Annotated in this window: 23 protein-coding genes; 8 read left to right on the top strand and 15 right to left on the bottom strand. The window is 65.4% G+C overall.

Annotated features, from left to right (window positions below; translation table 11 throughout):
- Positions 1 to 53: 53 nt before the first annotated feature.
- Complete coding sequence (locus RAH32_RS01015) at positions 54 to 1,697, bottom strand: D-alanyl-D-alanine carboxypeptidase family protein (protein WP_306604261.1); 1,644 nt, start codon at positions 1,695 to 1,697, stop codon at positions 54 to 56.
- 217 nt (positions 1,698 to 1,914) lie between these two features.
- Between RAH32_RS01015 and clpS the strand changes: the two genes are divergently transcribed.
- The 3 genes from clpS to RAH32_RS01000 are packed head-to-tail and all read left to right on the top strand — an operon-like array spanning position 1,915 to position 4,045.
- Positions 1,915 to 2,232: an ATP-dependent Clp protease adapter ClpS gene (gene clpS / locus RAH32_RS01010; RefSeq protein ID WP_103171328.1), complete on the top strand. Its 318-nt coding sequence runs from the start codon at positions 1,915 to 1,917 to the stop codon at positions 2,230 to 2,232.
- 2 nt (positions 2,233 to 2,234) lie between these two features.
- The gene (locus RAH32_RS01005) at positions 2,235 to 3,239 is read left to right on the top strand and encodes a class I SAM-dependent methyltransferase (RefSeq protein WP_306604259.1); all 1,005 of its coding nucleotides are present in this window, start codon (positions 2,235 to 2,237) and stop codon (positions 3,237 to 3,239) included.
- On the top strand, positions 3,239 to 4,045 hold the full coding sequence (locus tag RAH32_RS01000; RefSeq protein ID WP_306604257.1) for an SDR family NAD(P)-dependent oxidoreductase: 807 nt from the start codon (positions 3,239 to 3,241) through the stop codon (positions 4,043 to 4,045). Before RAH32_RS01005 ends, RAH32_RS01000 begins: the two co-directional genes overlap by 1 nt.
- Here the strand turns inward: RAH32_RS01000 and RAH32_RS00995 are convergent, their stop codons facing one another.
- Positions 4,046 to 4,465: a hypothetical protein gene (locus tag RAH32_RS00995; protein WP_306604255.1), complete on the bottom strand. Its 420-nt coding sequence runs from the start codon at positions 4,463 to 4,465 to the stop codon at positions 4,046 to 4,048.
- A 77-nt stretch (positions 4,466 to 4,542) separates the two neighbouring features.
- Here RAH32_RS00995 and hemF point away from each other — a divergent pair, with 77 nt between their 5' ends.
- Both hemF and RAH32_RS00985 read left to right on the top strand, forming a co-directional pair.
- Positions 4,543 to 5,397, top strand: coding sequence for an oxygen-dependent coproporphyrinogen oxidase (hemF, locus tag RAH32_RS00990; RefSeq protein WP_306604253.1), 855 nt, complete (start codon positions 4,543 to 4,545; stop codon positions 5,395 to 5,397).
- Positions 5,388 to 5,516, top strand: coding sequence for a hypothetical protein (locus tag RAH32_RS00985; protein WP_306604251.1), 129 nt, complete (start codon positions 5,388 to 5,390; stop codon positions 5,514 to 5,516). The genes hemF and RAH32_RS00985 overlap by 10 nt, the downstream gene beginning before the upstream one ends.
- A gap of 6 nt (positions 5,517 to 5,522) precedes the next feature.
- On the opposite strand, the gene RAH32_RS00980 is transcribed toward RAH32_RS00985, so the two are convergent.
- Positions 5,523 to 6,395 (bottom strand): DMT family transporter, encoded by an 873-nt coding sequence (locus tag RAH32_RS00980; protein ID WP_306604249.1) that lies wholly within the window; start codon positions 6,393 to 6,395, stop codon positions 5,523 to 5,525.
- Positions 6,392 to 7,420, bottom strand: a complete 1,029-nt coding sequence (gene hemE / locus RAH32_RS00975) for a uroporphyrinogen decarboxylase (RefSeq protein ID WP_306604247.1) — start codon at positions 7,418 to 7,420, stop codon at positions 6,392 to 6,394. Before hemE ends, RAH32_RS00980 begins: the two co-directional genes overlap by 4 nt.
- Positions 7,421 to 7,503: 83 nt before the next feature.
- Between hemE and hemC the strand changes: the two genes are divergently transcribed.
- The gene (gene hemC / locus RAH32_RS00970) at positions 7,504 to 8,436 is read left to right on the top strand and encodes a hydroxymethylbilane synthase (protein WP_306604245.1); all 933 of its coding nucleotides are present in this window, start codon (positions 7,504 to 7,506) and stop codon (positions 8,434 to 8,436) included.
- A gap of 14 nt (positions 8,437 to 8,450) precedes the next feature.
- Here hemC and lexA read toward each other — a convergent pair whose 3' ends face one another.
- The 9 genes from lexA to RAH32_RS00925 all read right to left on the bottom strand — a co-directional run bounded on the left by lexA (position 8,451) and on the right by RAH32_RS00925 (position 17,299).
- The gene (gene lexA, locus RAH32_RS00965; RefSeq protein ID WP_306605173.1) at positions 8,451 to 9,167 is read right to left on the bottom strand and encodes a transcriptional repressor LexA; all 717 of its coding nucleotides are present in this window, start codon (positions 9,165 to 9,167) and stop codon (positions 8,451 to 8,453) included.
- Between the two features lie 101 nt (positions 9,168 to 9,268).
- Positions 9,269 to 10,447, bottom strand: coding sequence for a molybdopterin molybdotransferase MoeA (locus RAH32_RS00960; RefSeq protein ID WP_306604243.1), 1,179 nt, complete (start codon positions 10,445 to 10,447; stop codon positions 9,269 to 9,271).
- On the bottom strand, positions 10,444 to 10,917 hold the full coding sequence (gene moaC / locus RAH32_RS00955) for a cyclic pyranopterin monophosphate synthase MoaC (protein ID WP_306604241.1): 474 nt from the start codon (positions 10,915 to 10,917) through the stop codon (positions 10,444 to 10,446). The genes RAH32_RS00960 and moaC overlap by 4 nt, the downstream gene beginning before the upstream one ends.
- The gene (trpC, locus tag RAH32_RS00950; protein ID WP_306604239.1) at positions 10,914 to 11,705 is read right to left on the bottom strand and encodes an indole-3-glycerol phosphate synthase TrpC; all 792 of its coding nucleotides are present in this window, start codon (positions 11,703 to 11,705) and stop codon (positions 10,914 to 10,916) included. The genes moaC and trpC overlap by 4 nt, the downstream gene beginning before the upstream one ends.
- Before the next feature lie 42 nt (positions 11,706 to 11,747).
- Positions 11,748 to 12,659: a carbohydrate kinase family protein gene (locus tag RAH32_RS00945; protein ID WP_306604237.1), complete on the bottom strand. Its 912-nt coding sequence runs from the start codon at positions 12,657 to 12,659 to the stop codon at positions 11,748 to 11,750.
- Between the two features lie 13 nt (positions 12,660 to 12,672).
- Positions 12,673 to 13,920, bottom strand: a complete 1,248-nt coding sequence (locus RAH32_RS00940) for a TFIIB-type zinc ribbon-containing protein (protein WP_306604236.1) — start codon at positions 13,918 to 13,920, stop codon at positions 12,673 to 12,675.
- A 3-nt stretch (positions 13,921 to 13,923) separates the two neighbouring features.
- Positions 13,924 to 15,033 (bottom strand): SPFH domain-containing protein, encoded by a 1,110-nt coding sequence (locus tag RAH32_RS00935; RefSeq protein WP_306604234.1) that lies wholly within the window; start codon positions 15,031 to 15,033, stop codon positions 13,924 to 13,926.
- A gap of 59 nt (positions 15,034 to 15,092) precedes the next feature.
- Positions 15,093 to 16,049, bottom strand: a complete 957-nt coding sequence (locus RAH32_RS00930) for a DUF2927 domain-containing protein (RefSeq protein ID WP_306604228.1) — start codon at positions 16,047 to 16,049, stop codon at positions 15,093 to 15,095.
- A gap of 68 nt (positions 16,050 to 16,117) precedes the next feature.
- The gene (locus RAH32_RS00925) at positions 16,118 to 17,299 is read right to left on the bottom strand and encodes a toxic anion resistance protein (RefSeq protein ID WP_306604221.1); all 1,182 of its coding nucleotides are present in this window, start codon (positions 17,297 to 17,299) and stop codon (positions 16,118 to 16,120) included.
- A 341-nt stretch (positions 17,300 to 17,640) separates the two neighbouring features.
- On the opposite strand from RAH32_RS00925, the gene RAH32_RS00920 reads away from it, so the two are divergent.
- On the top strand, positions 17,641 to 18,318 hold the full coding sequence (locus RAH32_RS00920) for a sugar transferase (RefSeq protein WP_306604219.1): 678 nt from the start codon (positions 17,641 to 17,643) through the stop codon (positions 18,316 to 18,318).
- Here RAH32_RS00920 and RAH32_RS00915 read toward each other — a convergent pair whose 3' ends face one another.
- Positions 18,319 to 19,068, bottom strand: coding sequence for a WecB/TagA/CpsF family glycosyltransferase (locus RAH32_RS00915; protein WP_306604217.1), 750 nt, complete (start codon positions 19,066 to 19,068; stop codon positions 18,319 to 18,321). It abuts the gene before it with no gap.
- A gap of 77 nt (positions 19,069 to 19,145) precedes the next feature.
- A complete protein-coding gene (locus RAH32_RS00910) occupies positions 19,146 to 19,472 on the bottom strand; it encodes a DUF1330 domain-containing protein (RefSeq protein WP_306604216.1) in 327 nt (108 codons plus the stop codon).
- A gap of 204 nt (positions 19,473 to 19,676) precedes the next feature.
- Between RAH32_RS00910 and RAH32_RS00905 the strand changes: the two genes are divergently transcribed.
- Positions 19,677 to 20,867, top strand: a complete 1,191-nt coding sequence (locus RAH32_RS00905) for an efflux RND transporter periplasmic adaptor subunit (RefSeq protein ID WP_306604215.1) — start codon at positions 19,677 to 19,679, stop codon at positions 20,865 to 20,867.
- Positions 20,868 to 20,889 lie beyond the last annotated feature (22 nt).

Here is a 20,889-nt window from a genome sequence, read left to right as displayed (position 1 = left end):
ACAAGGGGCGGAGATCACTCCGCCCCTTGTTCATGTCTTGATGCTGCCTGGCTTCAGCGCCCGACCACCTGGCATTCCTGCGACCGGCTGATGAAACGTTCGCAGACCAGTTCGGCATTGGCCTTGGTCAGGTTGGCAAAGCTTGGCTGAAAGCCTCGCTTGGTATCCGCGACGTGGCGCTGTGCCCCGCCCAGGATGGCGCCATCCTGCAGGGCGCTGCGCAGCAGCAGCTTTTCGGCCTCTGCCTTCGAGGTGAACATGCCCAGCGTCACGCCCCAGCCGCGGCCGCTGTTGGCCGGGCGGGACACGATTTCCAAGGCCTCGGGGTCGGCAAGGTCGCCTTCGCCCATGGCGGCAAGGATCACTGTTTCCGAACGCGGCTTCGGCGCGGGCGAAGCCAGCAGGGACATCGAGGTCGCCCCGTTTTGCGGCACGGCCTCGGCCACGGCGCGGGCGATTGCTTCAGGCTCTGCTCCCGGATTGACTGCCTCGGGCGCGGCGATGCTGGCCGTGGGGCGGGAACGGGGCGCGGGAACGGGGCGGGGGGAGGCGGCGAGGACCGGCGCGGCCAGGCTGGCCGATTGTGGCGCGGGCGCAGTCTCGACCGCCGTTGCCTCTGCCACGGCCACGGACGCGCGGCGGCTGACAGGACGGGCGCTTGCTCTCAAGGATAGCCCACCCACCGGCGCCGCCTGGGGGGCGGCTTCGGCGACAGCCGCTGTCGATGCCAGGGCAGGGCGGCTGACCCGCACCGGCGGAGCAGAAGCCGAAAGCACCAGCCGCTGTGGTTCGGGCGCCGTCGCGGCAGCCGAAGGTGCGACCTGGGCACGGCGCACGACGCGCTGCGCCAGCAGGCGCGGTGCCTCGGGGCGCACCTCGCGGACACGATTCGGCACGCGGCTGAAGCCCGCATCCAGCAACTGCGCCATGACCTGGTTGCGATGCGCGGTCGAGGTGCCGCCCAGGACGGTGGCGACCAGCCGCTTGTTTCCGCGCTGCGCCGAAGCAGTCAGGTTGAAGCCGGCCGCGCGCGTATAGCCCGTCTTGATGCCGTCCGCGCCTTCGTAGGCATCCAGGAACCGCTTGTTGGTCGAGGATACCTGCGCGATCCCGGCATCCGCCGAACGACGCGAGAAGATGTTGTAGTATTGCGGGAAATCATAAAACAGGCGCCGCCCCAGGATGGTCATGTCATGGGCGGACGAATAGTGCCCTTCCTGCGTCAGGCCATGAGCGTTGCGGAAATTGGTGTTCCGCATCCCCAGGGCGCGCGCCATCTGGGTCATCTGCTGGGCAAACGCCTCCTCCGATCCCGCCAGACCTTCACCGATGGCGGTGGCGGCGTCGTTTGCGGACTTGATGGCGGCGGCCCGGATCAGATAGCGCAGTTCGATCCGCTGCCCCGCGCGCAGCCCCAGCTTTGACGGCGGTTCGGCCGCGGCATTGCTGGACACGGGGAATTGCGAATCCAGTCTGACCTGCCCTCGTTCCACGGCCGTGAAGGCCATGTAGAGCGTCATCATCTTGGTCAGGGACGCGGGATGCAGCCGCGTATCCTCGTTTTGCTTGTAGATCGGCTGGCCCGTGCGCGCGTCGATCACATAGGCGGCGAAGGGTGCCGCCGAAAGCGTCGCCGGAGCCAATACGGCCAGCAGAAGAATAGCCCACAGCCGGGCTGCTTGGGGAATATGGATCACTGTCGCGGTCTCTCTGCCTCGGGACGGCATGTCGTTTGTCGCATGCCCTTGCTTAATATTCCGATAATAGCATGACATTCACGGTCATGTAACCGCTCATTTGGTGTATTTTACTGTCCCCTCTCAACTTTGGCCGGGGTTTCATCGGGCGTGAAATGGATTATATTGCTTGCGTAACAGGATCAGCATGACCAGACCGGACAGAATGGCGCACTGGATGACAGACGGCGACGGACCCGACGACCATATCGAACTGGCCGTCAAACCCCGCACGCGCACGCAGCGTCCGCCCATGTACAAGGTGCTGATGCTGAATGACGATTTCACGCCGATGGAGTTCGTGGTGCATGTGCTGGAACGCCTGTTCAACATGACCCATGCCCAGGCGATCGAGATCATGCTGACCGTCCACCGCAAGGGCGTGGCAGTCGTTGGCGTCTTTTCGCACGAGGTCGCCGAAACCAAGGTCGCGCAGGTGATGGAATTGGCGCGGCGGCAGCAGCATCCGCTGCAATGCACCATGGAAAAAGAGTAACAGTGACAACGACTCGTCTGGCCCTGGCCCTTTCGGATGGCCTTCCCGAAGGGGAGTTTCTGGTAATCGGTGCGCGGGGAATGGACGACCTGTCGCCCCTGGAACCGGCGCGAACCCGCATTCAGCAGGGCCACTTTCCCGATCATCGCGCCCTTGCCGCACGCGGATTTCAGGTCGCACCCGTCATCGACGGACGTTTCGATGCGGCCTTGGTGATCCTGCCGCGCGCCAAGGCCGAGGCGCGGGCACGCATAGCCGATGCCGCGTCTCGCTTGGCGCCCGGCGCTGCGCTGTGGATCGACGGGCAGAAGTCCGACGGCATAGATTCGGTCTTGAAAGAAATGCGTGCCCTTGCCCCGGTGGAGGAGGTACACAGCAAGGCGCATGGCAAGATCTTCCGCATGACGGTGCCTGCAGGCGGTTGGCTGCCTGACGACTGGACGACCCGCGCCCACGAGGTCGCGCCCGGCTTCGTGACCCGGCCCGGCGTGTTTTCGGCCGACGGGGTGGATCCCGGATCAGCCATGCTTGCCGCCGCATTGCCCGACAGGATGCCAACCCGGGTCGTCGATCTGGGCGCGGGCTGGGGATGGCTTTCGGCGCAGGCCCTTATCCGGCCCGGCATCGAGATCCTCCACCTGGTCGAGGCGGATCATGCCGCGCTGGAATCCGCCCGTGACAACATCGCCGATCCGCGCGCGCGGTTTCACTGGGCCGATGCGCGGGACTTCACGCTGTCTGAACCCGTGAACGGGATCATCATGAACCCGCCGTTCCACGAGCGACGGGCAGCCGACCCTCGCATCGGTGCCGACTTCATCGCCGCGGCGGCCAGACTGCTGACCGGGGCGGGGCGGCTGTGGATGGTGGCGAACCGGCACCTGCCCTATGAAACGGTCCTCACACAACATTTCGCACATGTAACCGAGATCAGCGGCGATAACCGCTTCAAGGTCATCGAGGCGACGGGCGCGAACCGGGGCGCCGCGCGCAAGGGCCGGCGCTGATGGGCATGTCGATTCAGGGCAAGACGGCCATCGTCACCGGCGCCGCGCGCGGCATCGGCCTGGCCGTTGCCCGGGCCTTCGTGGAACGCGGCGCCCATGTGATGTTTGCGGATACGGACGAAAGCGCACTGGCCACGGCGATGTCGGATTACGACGAACGCGATCCGCATGTCCGCAGCTTCTTGGGCCGGATGTCGGAAAAGCTGGCGACTGCCAACCTTCTGTCGGCCACGCTGGATGCCTTTGACCGGGTGGATATCCTGGTCAACGCGCATCGGCTGGTCAAGGCATCGGACCCGCTGGACACCGATCTGGACGTGCTGGAACAATTGTTGCGCCAGAACATGATGGCCGGACTGCGGATGACCCAGATCGTGGCCAAGCGCATGATCAAGCAGGCCGAGGCCAATCCCGACGCGGGCACCGCAGGCACCATCGTCAATGTCTCGACCCTCGCGGCGCTGCATCCGGTGCCCACCATGCTGGGCTACTCCATTGCCTATGCGGCACAGGAACAGGCGACGCGCGGGATGGCCCTGGCCCTTGCACCGCACAGGATCCGCGTGAACGGCATCCGCTTCGGAAGCGTCATGTCCCATGAACTGCAGGACTCGCTGCGCGAGAAGCCGGGCCTGCGCGACCACATCATCGCCGCAACGCCCATGGGCCGCATCGCGCCTGCCGACGAACTGGTTGATACCGTCCTGTATCTGGCAAGCGATGCGTCGCGCTTCGTGACGGGCCAGATCGTGACGGTCGATGGGGGGCGCAGCCTGACCGACCGCGTGGCGGTGCAGACGGTCTGATCAGCCCTGATCTTCGGGATAGGCGGCGCGGCAGGCCTGGACAACGGCTTCGGCCCTGTTGCGCAACTGCGCCTGACGCGCGGCCAGGTTGTCGCGCTTGCGTTCCTCTGCCGCCGGATCGATAGGAACCCGATAGCGTTCGGTATCCACGTAATCGCGCCAGCAGGGTTCGTAGCCTACGACCGCATTGCCGTCCTTGTCGCGCCACACGGTGCGGCACTGGGTCAGACGGTCGCGCACGACCTGCCGTTCCTCCCACGCATAACCGCGCGCCAGATTTCCCTCGACCTCGGCCAGCAAGCTGCTGACGGTGCGGTATTCGCTGGTATTGTTGCTGATGCAGCGTTCCTGGGGCGTGCCGCAGGCGGCCACGAGGAACGGCAGGGCCAGCGTTGCGGCAAGGGCGGTGTTGCGGGTCATGGCGGCTCTCTTTACAGCAGGTTATCGGATGCTAACGCCGCGTCGCCGGGGTGGCAAATCAAGATTGGAGAAGGCCCATGGAACAGGAACGCCGCATTGCCGCCGCTTGGTTTCGCACCCTTCGCGACCGTATCGTCACGGCGTTCGAGGCGTTGGAGGATCGCGGTCCCGGCAGTGCCATCCCTGGCCGTTTCGAGGTGATGCCCACCACCCGCACCAACGATGGCGGCGGCGGTTTGATGTCGGTCATGCGCGGCGGCCGCGTCTTTGAAAAGGTCGGCGTCAACTGGTCCGAAGTCCACGGCACCCTTGCCCCCCGTGCGCAGGCCGCCATGGCCTCGCGTGGGGTGCCGGGGATCGATGGCGACCCGCGCTTCTGGGCTTCGGGGATCAGCCTTGTCGCGCATATGCAGAACCCCCATGCCCCAGCGGTCCACATGAACACGCGCATGTTCTGGACACCCGGCGCGTGGTGGTTCGGCGGCGGGGCCGATCTGAACCCCTGCATCGAATATGCCGACGACACGGCCCATTTTCACGCCACCCTGCGGGCGGCCTGCGACGCTCATGACGCCGCCTACTACGACCGCTTCAAGGCCTGGGCCGACGAGTATTTCTTTATTCCCCACCGCGGCCGGGCGCGGGGCGTAGGCGGCATCTTCTTCGACGATCTCAACACCGGCGACTGGCAGGCCGATTTCGCCTTCACCCGCGCCGTGGGCGAGGCGTTCCTGCCAGCCTTCCTGCCCCTGGCCGAGGCACGCATGAGCCGGCCCTTCGCCGATGAAGACCGCGATACGCAACTGGTCCATCGCGGGCTTTATGCGGAATACAACCTTGTCTATGACCGGGGCACCAAGTTCGGATTGGAGACCGGCCACAACGCCGATGCCGTCCTGATGAGCCTGCCGCCCCTGGCGAAATGGATCTGATCCAGCATTTGCCCGCTGAGATCGGACGGGGCCTTGCCGGGGCAAATCCCCTCGGGCAGATCCTGTCACTGATGCTGGTCGGGGTGGTCGTCTGGCTGTCGTTCAAGATTGCTGCCTGACATGTGTCACGTCACTGCCAACAACCAGCCGACGCCGGCCAGAATCAACCCCATTCCCAGCAGTTGCAACGGCGCGACGGATTGACGGAAAACCCGGCCCGAGAGGGCTTGCGCCATGACGACCTCGACCAGGGCCAGGGTGCGGACATTGGCGGCAGGCGTCAAAGCGAAACCGATGAACCAGAACAGCGACGCGACGGCGCCCAGAAGCCCGGCGACCAGCGAAACGCGCCATTGGGTCATGATTCCCGTCAGGGCAGGGCGGTCGCACAAGACAAGCCAGACGGCCATGACCACCGTCTGAAGCCCCAGGGTGATCGCCAGGATCGTGATCGCTCGGATGCCAGAGCTTCCGTCGGGCAGGGCCAGCAACGCGCCGCGAAAGCCGATGGCCGACAGCCCGAACAGTGCGCCCGACAGGATCCCCGTGGCCACCGGGCGCCAGGCCGTGAGGGACCAGGTCGCGCCGGATGCCAGAACCACACCCAGCGTCGCCAGGCCGATTGCGCCCAGCCGGGGCAGGCCAAGCGGTTCGGCCAGGACCAACGCACCGACCAGTGCGAGCGTCACCGGTTCGGTCTTCATCAGAGCCGTGGCAACGCCGAATCCCTGTCCCCGCATCGTGACCAGCATCAGCGCGGTCGCGGCGATCTGTGCCATCGCACCAAGCGCGGCCCAACCCAGAACCGTCGCGTCCGGTTGCGGTATCGGCACCCAGATCGCTGTCAAGCACAAGGCCGCCACTGCAAAGGGAAAGCCGAAGACGAACCGCACGGCAGTCGCGCCCAACGTGCCGATCTGCCGTGTAAGTCCCGCCTGTGCGGCGTTGCGCGCAGTCTGCGCCGTGGCCGCAATCAGGGTGGCCGCGACCCAGATCATGCGCTGCGGACAGCCTCGATCATTGCCGCGACATTGTCGGGATGGGCGTCCGGGGTTATGCCGTGACCCAGATTGAACACATGCGGCCCGCCTCGCAGCGCGCGGGTGATCCGCTGAGCCTCGGCCACCAGGGCCGGTCCGCCCGTGACCATGTGACGCGGGTCCATGTTGCCCTGCACGCAGCCGTCGATCTGCACATGCCGCGCGGCCCAGTCCGCATCGACGGAATTATCCAGGGCTACGCAGTCGGCCCCGGTGGCCCGCGCAAAACCGACATAGCGTTCGCCCGCCTCTCGCGGAAAGGCGATGACGGGAATGCCGGGGTGGCGTTCCTTCAGCGTGGCAATGATCCGGCGCGCCGGGGCCACGGCGAAGTCGTCGAAATCCGCGCCCTTCAGGCTGCCCGCCCAGCTGTCGAACAGCTTGACGACCTCGGCCCCGGCCTCGATCTGGGCGGACAGGTAATGGATCGTGGCATCGGTGATGCGGTCGATCAGCGCGGTAAAGGTCGCCCGGTCCCGCTCTTTCAACGCATGGGCGGGGGCCTGGTCCGGCGTTCCGCGCCCGGCGATCATATAGGTGGCGACGGTCCAGGGCGCGCCGGCGAAACCGATCAGCGCTGTTTCCCGGGGCAGTTCGCGCGTCAGGATGCGAAGTGTCTCGTAGACGGGCGCTAGGCGGTGATGGATCGCGTCGGCAGGTTTCAGGCGCCCCAGGTCGCTGGCCGAAGTGATGGCGGACAGCCGCGGCCCTTCGCCCGTTACGAACCACAGATCGGCGCCAAGTGCCTGCGGAACCAGCAGGATATCGGCGAACAGGATCGCCGCGTCGAAGCCGAACCGGCGGATCGGCTGCAACGTCACCTCGGCCGCAAGATCGGGGTTGTAGCACAGCGACAGAAAGTCCCCGGCCTGAGCCCGTGTCGCGCGGTATTCCGGCAGATAGCGGCCGGCCTGGCGCATCATCCAGATCGGCGGGGTGGGCAGGGTTTCGCCTGCCAGGGCGCGCAAGAGAAGTTTGGTCATAGGGCCTCCTGCGGCCCGTTCAAGGCGAGGCGGGGGGCGTTGTCAAGCAGCCCCGCTACCGCTATGCGAGGGTGATGATGCAGATGCCCGACCCAACACGCCCCCTGAAGATCGGAACGCGCGGCTCGAAGCTGGCGCTTGCCCAGGCCCACGAGACCCGGGACCGGCTGGCCGCCGCCCACGGCCTGCCGCCCGAGGCTTTCCAGATTGTCGTGATCAAGACGACCGGCGACAGGATCCTGGATCGCCCCCTCAAGGAGATCGGCGGAAAGGGATTGTTCACCAGGGAAATCGAAGACGCGCTGATCGCGGGCGAGATCGACATCGCCGTGCATTCGATGAAGGACATGCCCACGTTGCAGCCCGATGGTCTGGTGATCGACTGTCTGCTGCCGCGTGAGGACGTGCGCGATGCCTTTGTCAGCCCGCAGGTTCAGTCCATTGGGGATCTTCCGGCAGGTTCGGTCGTCGGAACCTCCAGCCTGCGGCGGCGGGCGCAACTGGCGCACCGCCGCCCGGACCTGCAACTGGTCGAGTTTCGCGGCAACGTCCAGACGCGGCTGAGGAAGCTGGACGAAGGCGTGGCCGTGGCGACTTTCCTGGCAATGGCGGGGCTGTCGCGCCTGGGAATGTTGCATGTGGCGCGTGATCCCATCGACCCGGCCGAGATGCTTCCTGCGGTTGCACAAGGCGCCATTGGCGTCGAAAGGCGGGCAGGGGACAGTCTGTGTGCTGAACTGCTGGCCGCCATTCACCACGTCGAAACCGGCCACCGCATCTACGCTGAACGCGCGTTCCTGGCGCAACTGGACGGATCGTGCCAGACACCCATTGCTGGCTTGGCCGAACTCCGCGAGGACAGCCTGCTGTTGCGAGGGGAGATCTTGCGGCCTGATGGCTCCGCGGCCATCAGCGGTCACCGAGAGGGAAGCGTTAATGACGGCCCCGCCATGGGCGCCGATCTGGCCGAAGAGCTACTGGGGCGGGCAGGCAACGGGTTCTTCGACCATCTCTGAATCTGGACGCCGGATCAGTAGCTGCGGATCAGTCCGACGAGGCGTCCCTGAATGCGCACCCGATCCTCGGGCAGGATCCGGGTTTCATAGGTCGGGTTAGCCGCTTCCAGCGCGATCATGCCCCCCTTGCGGCGATAGCGTTTGAGCGTGGCTTCGTTGCCGTCCACCAAGGCCACGATGATGTCGCCATTATCGGCCGTGTCCTGTTCCCGGATCACGACCACGTCCCCGTCGTTTATCCCGGCCTCGATCATCGAGTCGCCTTGCACCTCGAGTGCATAGTGATGTTCGCGCCCGGACAGCATGGTACCCGGGACGGCGACATGGTGCGAGACTTCCGAAATCGCCTCGATCGGCACACCGGCAGCGATCCGGCCCATCAGCGGCAGTTCGACCGCCGGACTGTCGGCGATCGTGATCGCCCCCCGCGGACGCGGAGGTTTGGCCGAGGAAACAACGCGCGGCGTGAAGCCTTGTTTGGAAGCAGCCGTCTCGGCGTCGGCATCGGCAAGCAGCGCATTGGGAAGACGCACGATTTCCAGGGCGCGTGCCCGGTGAGGAAGGCGGCGGATGAAGCCCCGTTCCTCGAGCGCAGTGACAAGCCGGTGGATCCCGGACTTGGACCGCAGGTCCAGGGCTTCCTTCATTTCATCGAAGGACGGCGGCACACCGTCGCGAGCCATGCGTTTCTGAATGAAATCCAGCAGTTGAATCTGCTTTTTCGTCAGCATCGCATCCATCCCCGGCATCTTCTTGTTCCTTTTCTGTTCTATCGCACAAGCTGAATCGCGTCAACAAACAGAGCATAAGGAACTGAAAATTTAGTTAATCCTCAGCCGGACAACGGAAGGAAATCGACGATGTCCCCCGCAGCACGAGGCGGATCGCTCCCAGGCCGCACCAGCAGGGCATCCGCGCGGGCCATCAGCGACAACCGCGCCGAATCCTGACTGGGGAAAGGACGGATCAAGGGCAGATCACCCCCATCCTGGAGGGTGGCGCGCAGATAATGCTGCCGGTTTCCTTCGGCTGGAAGATCGTCGGCAAGCCGCGCTTTCAGCACCGGTCGAGGCTTATGCAAGCCCTGCATCGCTGCGATTAGAGGTTGCATGAACAAGATGCCGCAAATGATTGCCGATACCGGATTGCCCGGAAGGCCCAGCATGGGCTTTCCGTTCAGCTGGCCCCCCATCAAGGGCTTTCCCGGACGCATGGCGATCTTGTGGAAGGCAAGATCAAGCCCCTGGTCCGCCGCAACCTTGCCGATCAGATCGTGATCCCCAACCGAGGCCCCGCCAATCGTGACAAGCAGATCGGCATCCCTGGCCGCTGCGAACCCTGCTCGAAGGCTGTCCTCGGTATCCCGGGCGATCGGAAGGACATCCGCCTCTCCGCCCGATTCCCGAACAAGTGCGGCAATGGCCAGATCGTTTGAACTGATGATCTGACCGGGGGCCGGGACGGTGCCGGGTGACACCAGCTCATCTCCTCCTGCCAGGATCGCGATACGCGGGCGGGTGGAAACCGTGACGGCAGGAATGTTCATCGCCGCCAGCAGCGCGATATCCGCCGCGCGAAGCCGACGTCCGGGTGCAAAATGGTCGCCCTTACGGAAATCGTCCCCTGCCGGGCGGATGTTGCTCCCGCCTGCCGGGTCCGTGACCGTGATCCGATCTCCCTCGCGCAGGACGTTTTCCTGCATGATCACGCGGTCATAACCCTCCGGGACGGGCGCCCCGGTAAAGATCCTGACAGCCGTTCCCGCGATCGCCCGCCCGGCATGGGGATGTCCTGCGGCGGCTTCTCCGATGACGGTCAGCGACTGGCCGATGTCCGAGGAGCGGACGGCATAACCGTCCATCGCCGAGGCCGCAAAGGGCGGCTGCGTCATCCGCGAGATTGCGGGCTCCAGCAGAGCGCGGCCCCAAGCCTGATGCAAGGGAACGATCTCCGACACCGGCGGGGGTGCCAGCGACAGGACTTGAGCGAGGGCCTGTTCTACCGTTATCACAGATAGGCCTCGTAATCCCCTGACTCTCCGCCACTTTTGCGGACAAGACGGATACTGCCAATGGTCATGGACTTCTCGGCCGCCTTCAGCATGTCATAGATGGTCAGGCACGCCACCGACACGGCAGTCAGCGCCTCCATCTCGACCCCGGTCTGGCCCGTGGTGCGGACGGTTGCGGTGACGCGGATGCCGGGCAAGGCCGGATCCGGCACCAGATCGACCGAGACCTTGCTGATCGGCAGGGGATGGCACAACGGGATCAGGTCGGCGGTGCGTTTGGAGGCCATGATCCCCGCCAGACGGGCGACGCCCATCACGTCGCCCTTGGCTGCGCCGCCCTGCGCAAGGGCGAGGGTCTCGGGCAGCATCGTGACGCAGCCTTCGGCCACGGCCTCGCGCGCAGTCACGGCCTTGTCGGAGACATCGACCATATGAGCCTGGCCGGAGGCATCGAAATGAGTCAGGCTCATGCGGCGACATCCAGGATGTGCCGCGTGGCAGAGGTCACATCGGCCTGACGCATCAGGCTTTCGCCGATCAGGAAGCGCCGGGCACCGATCGGCATCATCGCGGCAAGATCGGCGGCGGTGAACAAACCGCTTTCGCAAACGATGTCGCGGTCCGCCGGAATCCGTGGGGCAAGTTCGCGTGTTACATTCAATGACAGATCGAAGGTCTTGAGGTTTCGGTTATTTATCCCGATCAGTGGCGATTTCAGCTGCAAGGCGCGATCCAGTTCCGCAGCATCATGAACCTCGATCAGGGCGTCCATGCCCCAGTGGAAGGCAGCGTCTTCAAGCTCGGCTGCAAGGGCGTCATCGACCGAAGCCATGATGATCAGGATGCAATCGGCGCCCCAGGACCGCGCCTCGGCCACCTGATAGGGGTCATAGAGGAAATCCTTGCGCAGCACGGGCAACGAACAGGCGTCGCGGGCCGCCGTCAGGTATTCCGGCGCCCCCTGAAAGCTGGGGGCGTCCGTCAGAACCGACAGACAAGCTGCCCCGCCCGCCTGATAGGCCCTTGCAAGCGCTGGAGGATCGAAGTCCGGTCGGATCAGCCCCTTGGAGGGACTGGCCTTCTTGATCTCCGCAATCAGCGCCGGGCCGGTCGCAGCTTTGGCCGTCAGGGCGCGGGCAAAGCCGCGAGGGGCCGGCGCGGCGCGGGCGGCCGCGTCGATATCGGCCAGCGGACGGGCAGCCTTGGCGGCGGCGATCTCGTCCAGCTTGTAGGCCTTGATCTTGTCCAGAATGTCCATGCGAACGGTTCTAGCGCCGCTTGCGCGGTTCGGAAAGGGCGTTCAGGCCGGCATCTCGTGCGCCCAAGGCGGATTGGCACCGGGTCGGGACACGGTAATCGATGCGGCCTGCGTGCCTAGTGTCAGGGCGGCGGTGATCTGTTCCGCCGTGATTGCGGCCAGTCCCGCCTTGGACAGGACGCCCTGACGGCGAAGGCTTGCCAGAACGCCCGCATTGAAGGTGTCGCCCGCGCCGATGGTGTCGGCGACCGTTACGCGAATGGCGGGGGCCGCGACAGTTTCGCCCGACCAATGCGCCTGCGCACCCGCAGCCCCCCCCGTTTGCAGGACCAGCCGTGGACCCTGCTCCAGCACCTTTCGGATGGCCGCGTCGGGGCTTTCGCCCGGATAAAGCCATGCCAGATCGTCGCCCGACAGCTTCACGATATCGGCCTGCCCGATCAGGCGCGCGAGACGCGCCCGATACGCATCGGCATCGGCAATGAAGAAAGGCCGAATGTTCGGGTCCAGCATCACCGGCAGCCTGCCGCCATCCTTTTCGATCAGCGCCTCGATGGCCGCGCCGCAGGGATCGGGGACAAGGCTGATACCGCCAACAAAAATGGCCTCGACAAGGCCAGGCAGGGTCGGGATGTCGTCGGGCTTCAGCATTCGTCCGGCCGAACCTTCGTCATAGAAGGAATAGCGCGCTTCACCTCCGGTCAGCGTCACAAGGGCTAGCGTGGTCAGCCGGTCCGTGCGTGGACACAGATCGGTGTTCACCCCTGCCTCGGACAGGGGGCGCAGCAGCATGTCGCCGAACGGATCGCGGCTGATCGGCCAGAAATAGGCGGCAGGCTCGCCCAGTCGTCCAAGGGCGATGGCCGTATTATAGACCGAACCGCCCACCAGGGGGCGAAACGCCCCGTCTTCCGGCACCATGTCGATCAGCGATTCGCCCGCACACAGGATCATCGTCCCCTCCCGCTCAAAAACCCTGGATGACGACATCGTCCATCTGCATGTCGATATAGCCCCCTGCCTCGGCCAGATACAGGAAAGCCGTTACCGCAACCAGAGCGGCGATGACGGCGGCGGCTATTTTCCAGATCGACCAGGGGCGCTCGCCCATGACCCGCCCGGACTGCCCGTTGACGACAAAGCGATAGCTCTTGCCGTTGTAACGATAGGCGGCGGTCCAGATCGGCAGCATGATGTGCTTGAACGTCTCGTCCGTGTGGTCGGTCTGGATGTGATCCACGCGCTGTTCGTCGCCGCCGATGTCGCGGCGGGCATCGTTCAGGATGACGCCCGCCATTTCCGCCCTTGCGGTCTTGTGTCCCTCGGCCAGGGGGATCGTATAGGCCTCGGATTCCAGGCCCGCCAGGTAATCGGGGCGATAGGGGCGCAGGTGGGACAGATCCCAGGGCGTCAACCCATCCACGATCCTGTGCGGCAGCGATGCCGAGGCCAGCACCAGAACATCGTTGAAATTCCGCGCGACCTGGCCCGCTGCCGGACGCCAGCGGGTTCGGCGGACCTGGCGGGCAACCTGCTGGCTGCGGCCATTGACCTGCTGCGTTACCCATACGGTTTCATAATAATAGTCACCACGTTGGCCCACATAGCGCGACCGGGTGCTGGCATCGAAGGTCCAATAGGGCGAATAGACGCCGCGCATCCGCCGGCTGCGCCTGGCATAGGCGGTCAGGCCGGACGGTGCGAACCACAACCCCTTCAGCCATTCCTGCATCGCCTTGTGGGCCTGATCCTCGGTCAGACGAAAGGGCATAACCCCCTGCGGCTTTATCTTGCGACTTGCGCCGGTGTCGGTGACGACAGGGGTGGCGCAGAACGGGCAGACATTCGAGTGGACCGAGGTGCCGATCTCGATATGGGCGCCGCAGTTCGGGCAGGAAAGCAGCCGGACCGTTTCCGCCAGATCGGACCCGGCGTCCAGGCGCAGACCCTGTTCCAACGGAATTTCAACCAGATCCGGGGATTTGTGGCCCGCATCCCATTGCAGCGCACGGCCCGTTTCGGGATCGGCCAGGATCGCCTCGGCACCATCGGCCCCGCCATGCGGCTGACGGGCGGGTGCGCGGGCAGGACCGTCGCCGATGGCCTGCCTGTGTCCACACCAGTCACAGACCAGCATCTGCTGGCCCGGCTGGAAACGCAGGCTGGCCCCGCATTGTTCGCAGGGATAGCGGTGTTCAGCCCGAGGGGTCGGCATGGATCAGCCGGGCAGGGGCGGCGGCATGGTCGGAAACAGCCTCGCCAGATCGGGGATGTCGCCGGCCTTGCGCCAGCCGTCCTGACCGGGCGTCCAGACCAGCGTTTCGTTCCCGAAGCGGCCTTCTGTGGCCAGGCGTTCCAGACCCGCCAGGTCGAACGGACCCTGGGCCGTGCCGTTCAGCGCGACGTGCCAGGCGGCTTCGGTCGGGCCGGGCAAGGGAGGCGGCATGGCCCCGGCTTGCTGTGCGCTGCCCCATGGTCCCGCCGCAGGCCGGGTGATGCCCATGCCCATCGCCGCGCCCATGGCCGCGCCCATTCCGGCCCCCGCCGCGCCGGGGTTCTGGCTGGCGTTCACCATGGCCTCGCCAGCCGCATACTGGCCGAAGCGGTCCAGATCGCCCAGGATCCCCATCGAGGTGCGCTTGTCCAGCATCTTCTCGACTTCCTGGGGCAGGCTGATGTTTTCGATGTAGAATTCGGGAATGGAGATGCCATAGGCCGCGATCGTCGGTTCGATGGCCTGGGCGACCAGCTTGCCCAGCTGATCGGTATTCGCGGCCATGTCCAGGACCGGGATCCCCGACCCAGCGATGACGCGGGAAAATTCCTGCACGATGACGTTGCGGATCTGGAAGGCGATCTCGTCGCGGGTGAATTCGCCGTCGGTGCCCACGATTTCCGTCATGAAGCGCGCAGGGTCGGTCACGCGCATCGAATAGGTCCCGAAGGCCCGCAGGCGGACCGGACCGAATTCGGGATCGCGCGCCATGATCGGGTTTCGCGTGCCCCATTTGAGGTCGTTGAACCGCGTGGTGCTGACGAAATAGATCTCGGACTTGAAGGGGCTGCGGAACCCGTGATCCCAATGCTGCAACCGCGTCAGGATCGGCAGGTTGTTGGTTTCAAGCATGTAAAGGCCGGGGCCGAAGGTGTCGGCAAGCTGGCCCTCATGCACGAAGACGGCGGCCTGCCCTTCGCGGACGGTCAGCTTGGCGCCGTATTTAATCGCGTTGCCGACGGTCGGATAACGCCAGACCATCGTGTCGCGCGTGTCGTCGGTCCATTCGATGACCTCGATGAACTCGCCGCCGAGAATGTCGAAGATTGCCATCTTTCCCTCCGCCGGGTGCCCCTGTCCTTGTATGCTGCCAAGGCAGGGGCCGGCGCAAGTCAGATGCTTTGCGCCAGCAATTCGGTCGCGATCTGGCGGACGATAGGTTCGGCTTCGGACGCTGACATGCCGGGACGCAGGCGTGGGTCGTAAAGGATCCGCAGAAGCAATTCGTCATGCCGGGTCAGCAAGGCGAATTCCTCGTCGTCGTTGAAGATCGACGGGCGCGCCTGGGGGCTGTCGTTGGCAAGCCCCATGCCCTGCGCCAGTTCCTCGTGAATGCAGGAGCTTTGCAGCAGGGGCGGAAGCTCGGCCCGGATCAGGGCGACGGCGTTGGAATAGACCGGCTCGGCGCCGCGCGAATAGGCGAAGACGGTGCAGAAGTTGTCGGCGTCCAGGTTCTGCATGACGATGATGTCGTCTGGCGGAATGCCCGGCACCAGTTGCGCAAGACGAGGCCCGATGGCTCGGCGTTCGTCGTCGGACAGGACAAGGACGACGAAATTGCCGCCGCTGTCGGTCAGCGAGACGCCGTGGCCGGTGGCCTGCGCAAGCCGCTGGGCGAATTGGCTGACCTCGACCCGATAGGCACGCCGGTTAGCCACGTCCACGACCGGTCCGAATTCGATCTGCAGGCGGACCGGATCCTGCCACCGGCGCAGCGGAGCCGGGGAATCATGGCTGCCGGGCTGGATGCCGGTGGTGCCGTATTCGTCCCGCAAGGCGATGGCGATGAAGTTCCGGGTCAGCGTGTCGGCGTCGATGGGCGCATCCAGGGGCACCCGATCGCGGCGCAACCGGCCCTGGTCGCGCAGGGCGCGTTCGGCACGGGCATAGAATTCCCGCTGCGCGGTGCTGACCAGGCTGGCCTGGGTGCGCGCCTCGGCTGCCGCGGCATTGGCCGCGCGGTTGCGTTCGGCGCGGGCCTTCCGCAAGTCTTCCTGCGAGGGTTCAAGCCCGGCAGGCCGTGCCACGGGCCGGGGCGCGGGTTCAGGCGCGGGTGCAGGTTCGGGCACCTGGCAAGCCGTCAGAACCAGCAAGCCCAAAAGGAAAAGAATGCCTTTCCGTCCAACCAATTCCTTCATCACCGTGCGGGCGTCCCCGGTGTCGTCCCCTGACGCTGCGCCGTCGCACGGGCCAGCGTGTCGCGCAGTTCCGCCTCCATCTTCGTCAGGTCGCTTTCGGCGGCGGCACGGCGGGCGCGGCCTTCGTCGGCGATGCGCAGGCTGTCCTCGATCGTGGCGATCAGCTGGGCATTCGCGGCCTTGACCGAGTTGATGTCGAAGACGCCGCGTTCGGTCTGGGTGCGGATCTGGACATTCGCCTGGCGCAGATTGTCGGCGTTTCGCGTCAGCAGGTCGTTGGTCAGGTCGCTGGCCTCCTTGACCGCGCGCGCGGCTTCGGCGCTGCGCTGGATCGTCACCGCCTGGGCAAGCTGCGTTTCCCACAGCGGCACCGTGTTCACCAATGTCGAGTTGATCTTCGTCACCAGTGACTTGTCGTTCTCCTGGACCAGGCGGATCGAGGGCAGGGACTGCATCGTCACCTGCCGCGTCAACTTCAGGTCGTGGACCCGCCGTTCCAGGTCGTCGCGGACCGCCCGCAGGTCGCGCAGCGCCTGCGCCTGCATGACCTGATCGTCCTCGGGGGCGGCCCTGACGCGCGCCTCCAGTTCGGGGACGGCGGTGCTGTCCAGTTCGCGCAGCTTCTCCTCGCCCGCGGCGATATACAGCGCGAGTTCGTCATAGAAGTTCAGCGTATGGTCATAAAGCAGATCCAGCGCCTTGATGTCTTTCAGAAGCGTCTGTTCATGGCGTTCCAGTTCCACCGTGATCCGGTCGATCTGCGTCTGGACCTGTTCGTAATTCGCCACGAACTTCGCGAAAGGCGCCGACCGGCCCAGCAGCTTTTCCCACCAGCTTCGCGTGCGGCGCATGTCCAGTTCGGAGGTCGAGAAGCCGCGGATGGTGGTGACGATGCTGCGCAGGCTTTCGCCCGCCGGGCCGACATCCTTGCTTTTGACGTCGGCCAGCATCTTCTGGCTGATTTCCTGCAAGCCCGCCTGGGCGCGCGTGCCGAAGCGCACGATGGAGCCGCTGTCGCCCAGGTCGATTTCGTCCATGCGGCGGCGGATCTCGGCTGCAAGCTGCGGATCGGCGGCACGGACCGACAGGGGGTCTGGCTGGGGCTGCGGCAATGGCGCCGCAGTCACCGTCTCGATTTCGCGGCGGATTTCCTCGGCCCGGCGGCGGGTTTCGTCGGTCATGGCGCTTCCTTCCTTGTCCCTGTCGCGGACAGGCGTGTCGCGGCGCAGCATAGGTCTAACGCGGCGCGTTTCAACCGAGTGAAGCCGAAAATACGCAGCCGGTGCAAGGGGGTCACTCCGGCGATTCGCAGGTCGGGGTGATGAGGCAAGAGGACGCCTCAACATAGGCACGTCAGGAAGCAATGCCGTGATACCTGTCTAAAATGTCATGCCTTTATGAGAACGTTTAAAATTTTATTCATATTATTTCGAATGACGGAATGCTAGCCTCTGCCTGTTGCCGATGGTCGTCCTCAAGGTTTCGAGGGCATGTTTTTTCCAAGTGTTCAGTGCAGGTAAATATGTCGGTCAAGTCTCAGTCTGTCGTGTTGGCCAATGTCGCGGCCGTTCCCTCGGTCGAAGCATCCCGCCCCTGGCTGTATCGCAGCCTGGTCAAGCGTCCGCTGGACGTGGTTCTGGTGGTTCTGGCGTCCCCGGTCGTCCTGCCGCTGATCGTCCTTCTGGCTTTGGTTGTCCTGCTGGACGGAAGGAACCCGTTCTATTCGCAACAGCGCATCGGCCGCGAGGGGCGGATTTTCCGCATGTGGAAGCTGCGCAGCATGATCCATGATGCCGATCAGCGGCTGGATGCCTATCTCGCCCAGAACCCAGAGGCGCGGCAGGAATGGGAAAGCACGCAAAAGCTGCGCGACGATCCGCGCGTCACATGGTTCGGTCGGATGCTGCGCGCCAGTTCGCTGGATGAACTGCCCCAGTTGTGGAACGTCCTTACGGGCGACATGAGCCTGGTCGGACCCCGCCCCATGATGCCCGACCAGCAGGCGATGTATCCGGGTGACGGCTATTACCTGCTGCGTCCGGGGATCACCGGGTTCTGGCAGACCGCCGGACGCAACAAGACCACCTTCGCGGCCCGTGCCTGGTATGACGACCGCTATGAACGCAGCCTGTCATTCGCCAGCGACGTGGCGATCCTGCTGCGCACGGTATCCGTGGTGCTGGGCCGCACGGGCTGCTGATCAGCGCCGCTGACGCAGCGCCGCGACAGCCTCGGACGGCAAGATTGCGGCGCAGCGGGCGTATCGCGGCACAAGCCGCCGGGGCGCAGACAGCATCCGCCAGGCCCATTCCATCGCGATCCGCCTGACCCATTCGGGCGCGCGCCGCTGGTTCCCGGCAAGGAAATCCAGCCCGGCACCGATGGAGGCGAAGCCGATTTCAGGCACCAGCGACCGGCCCCGCGCCGCCAGCCGTTCCTGCTTGGGTGCGCCAAGCGCCAGGAAGCATAGCCGCGCCCCGCTGGCCTGGATCTGCATCAGCAGATCGCGTGCCGCGTCGCTGTCCGGGTCAAAGCCCATGGGAGGGGCGATCCGGGCCACGATCCGGCAACCCGGCGCGCGGCGCTGGATTTCAGCCGCCGCCGCGTCCAGGGCAGCGTCTGTGGTTCCCACCAGGGCAAGGCCCGCATCCTCGGCCGCGGCAAGCCGGGCCAGAGGGATCACCAGGTCCGATCCCGTCACCAGCCCGACCGGATCGCGGGCAAGCCGCGACAGCCAGACGATGGGATTGCCATCGGCCACCACCAGATCCTGCCGCGAATAGGCCTCGCGAAAGCGGGTGTCCTGCCGCAGCTTTACCAAATGATCCAGGTTGATCGTCGCCAGGGCAAAACCTTCGCCCCCGCGCAGGCGGCGGGTGATTTCACTCAGCAGCGAGGGATGATCGGGCATGTTTACCCGGATCACCGAAGAACCATAAGCAAACTGCATCAGATGTCCCGCCTGGTCTGGCCCGAATGACCGTGCCCGTTCCTTGCAGCTTTGCCCGGTCGCCGCAATCGGACAGTTCAACCTTTCGGCAAATAGGGAATGCTGCCCGCCAGGTCGGTGTCGTCGATCAGGTGGAAATTGCTGATGCTGCCTGCCTTGCGGGCCTGGGAGAACGGGGCATATTCGGGGTCGTTGGCAAAGGCGCGGGCAGCCTCTTTCGACGGAAACTCGATCAGGGCAACCAGGGTATTGCCCAGGGGCTTGCCCTCGAGCGTGTCGATATTGCCCGACCGCGACAGATAGCGCCCGCCATGCCGGGCCGCGATCTCGTGGACGCGGGCGGCGTAGTCCGGCACCCAGGAATCCTCTGTCACGGTCACGTCGGCGATCAGATAGGCAGCCATGCAAAGCCCTCCCTTTCTTGACTTCGGGGACAGAGTGCCTGTCAGCCAGGCATCAGGCAAGCACGCCGTGTTCCTGCGTGCAAAAACGTATGGACCCCGTTGTCCTTCACATCGCTTGACGATAGCGTGTGCGGCGGCGAAAGACTGCCTTTACGCGAAGGGCACGCGCCGGTTTCGGTTTATTCATCCAAACGGACGGACAGCATGGCCACGCTGACTCGACTCCTCGTTCTTGCCGGCATGGTCGCGGCTGCCCCACTTGGCGCCTTCGCCCAGGCGCCGGGCGGCGACATGCCGCCCCCTGCCGTCACAGTCGTTACATTGCAGCCACAGGACATCACGCTGACGTCCAGCCTGCCCGGCCGCGTCGTGGCTTCGGCCGAAGCGGAACTGCGTCCCCAGGTCGGTGGCTTGATCATGGAACGCCTGTTCGAGGAGGGCAGCCAGGTTTCGGCAGGCGATCCCCTTTATCGCATCGACCCTCGCACCTATGAAGCCGCGTTGGCCCAGGCCCAGGCCTCGCTCGCCCAGGCCCAGGCCCAGGCAGATGCTTCGCGCAGAGAGGCGGAGCGCGTGGTGGCCCTGCGCGACAGGCGTGTCGCCAGCGAACAGACGCAGGATACCGCCATCGCTGCCCGCGACGCCGCCGAGGCTGCGGTCAAGGCGGCCGAGGCGCAGTTGCTGGCAGCCCAGATCGACCTGGACCGCACGACCATCACCGCGCCCATCGACGGGGTGATCGGCCTTGCCCAGGTCAGCCCCGGTGCCCTGGTCACGGCTGGCCAGGCTACTCCGCTGGCGGTGATCCGCCGCATCGATCCGGTCCGCGTGGACGTGACCCAATCCGCTGCCGAGATCATCCGCTGGCAGCGCATGGGACCCGAGGCGGCGCTGCCCCAGGGCGTGGACCGCACCGTGACGCTGCGCCTGGCCGATGGCAGCACTTATGAACATACCGGTTCGATGACCGCTGCCGAACCCTATGTGGACGAGACGACCGGAGTCATCACCCTGCGGATGGAGTTTGCCAATCCCGACAGCCTGCTGCTGCCCGGCATGTTCGTTCAGGCCGACATCCCGCAAGCGCAGTTGAAGAACGCAATCCTCGTCCCGCAAGAAGGTGTCAGCCGCGACCGGCGCGGCCGTCCCGTCGCCATGGTCGTGAACGACCAGAACCTGGTCGAGGAACGCCCGCTGGAGATCGCGCAGGACCAGGGCAGCGACTGGGTCGTGACCGACGGCCTTGCCGCGGGCGACCGCATCATCGTCTCGGGCCTGCAACGTGTCGCGCCCGGCGCACCCGTGACGCCTCAGGAACGCGGCAGCGCGGAACCCGCCGCCACCGCATCCGCCGACCGGACGGCCCCCCAGGCCGAAGCCGCATCCACCAACTGACGCCACAAAGCGAAGGCGCGAC

The sequence above is a fragment of the Paracoccus yibinensis genome (assembly GCF_030846195.1).
GTDB lineage: Bacteria > Pseudomonadota > Alphaproteobacteria > Rhodobacterales > Rhodobacteraceae > Paracoccus > Paracoccus yibinensis.
This window is presented reverse-complemented; position numbering and strand designations above follow the sequence as displayed.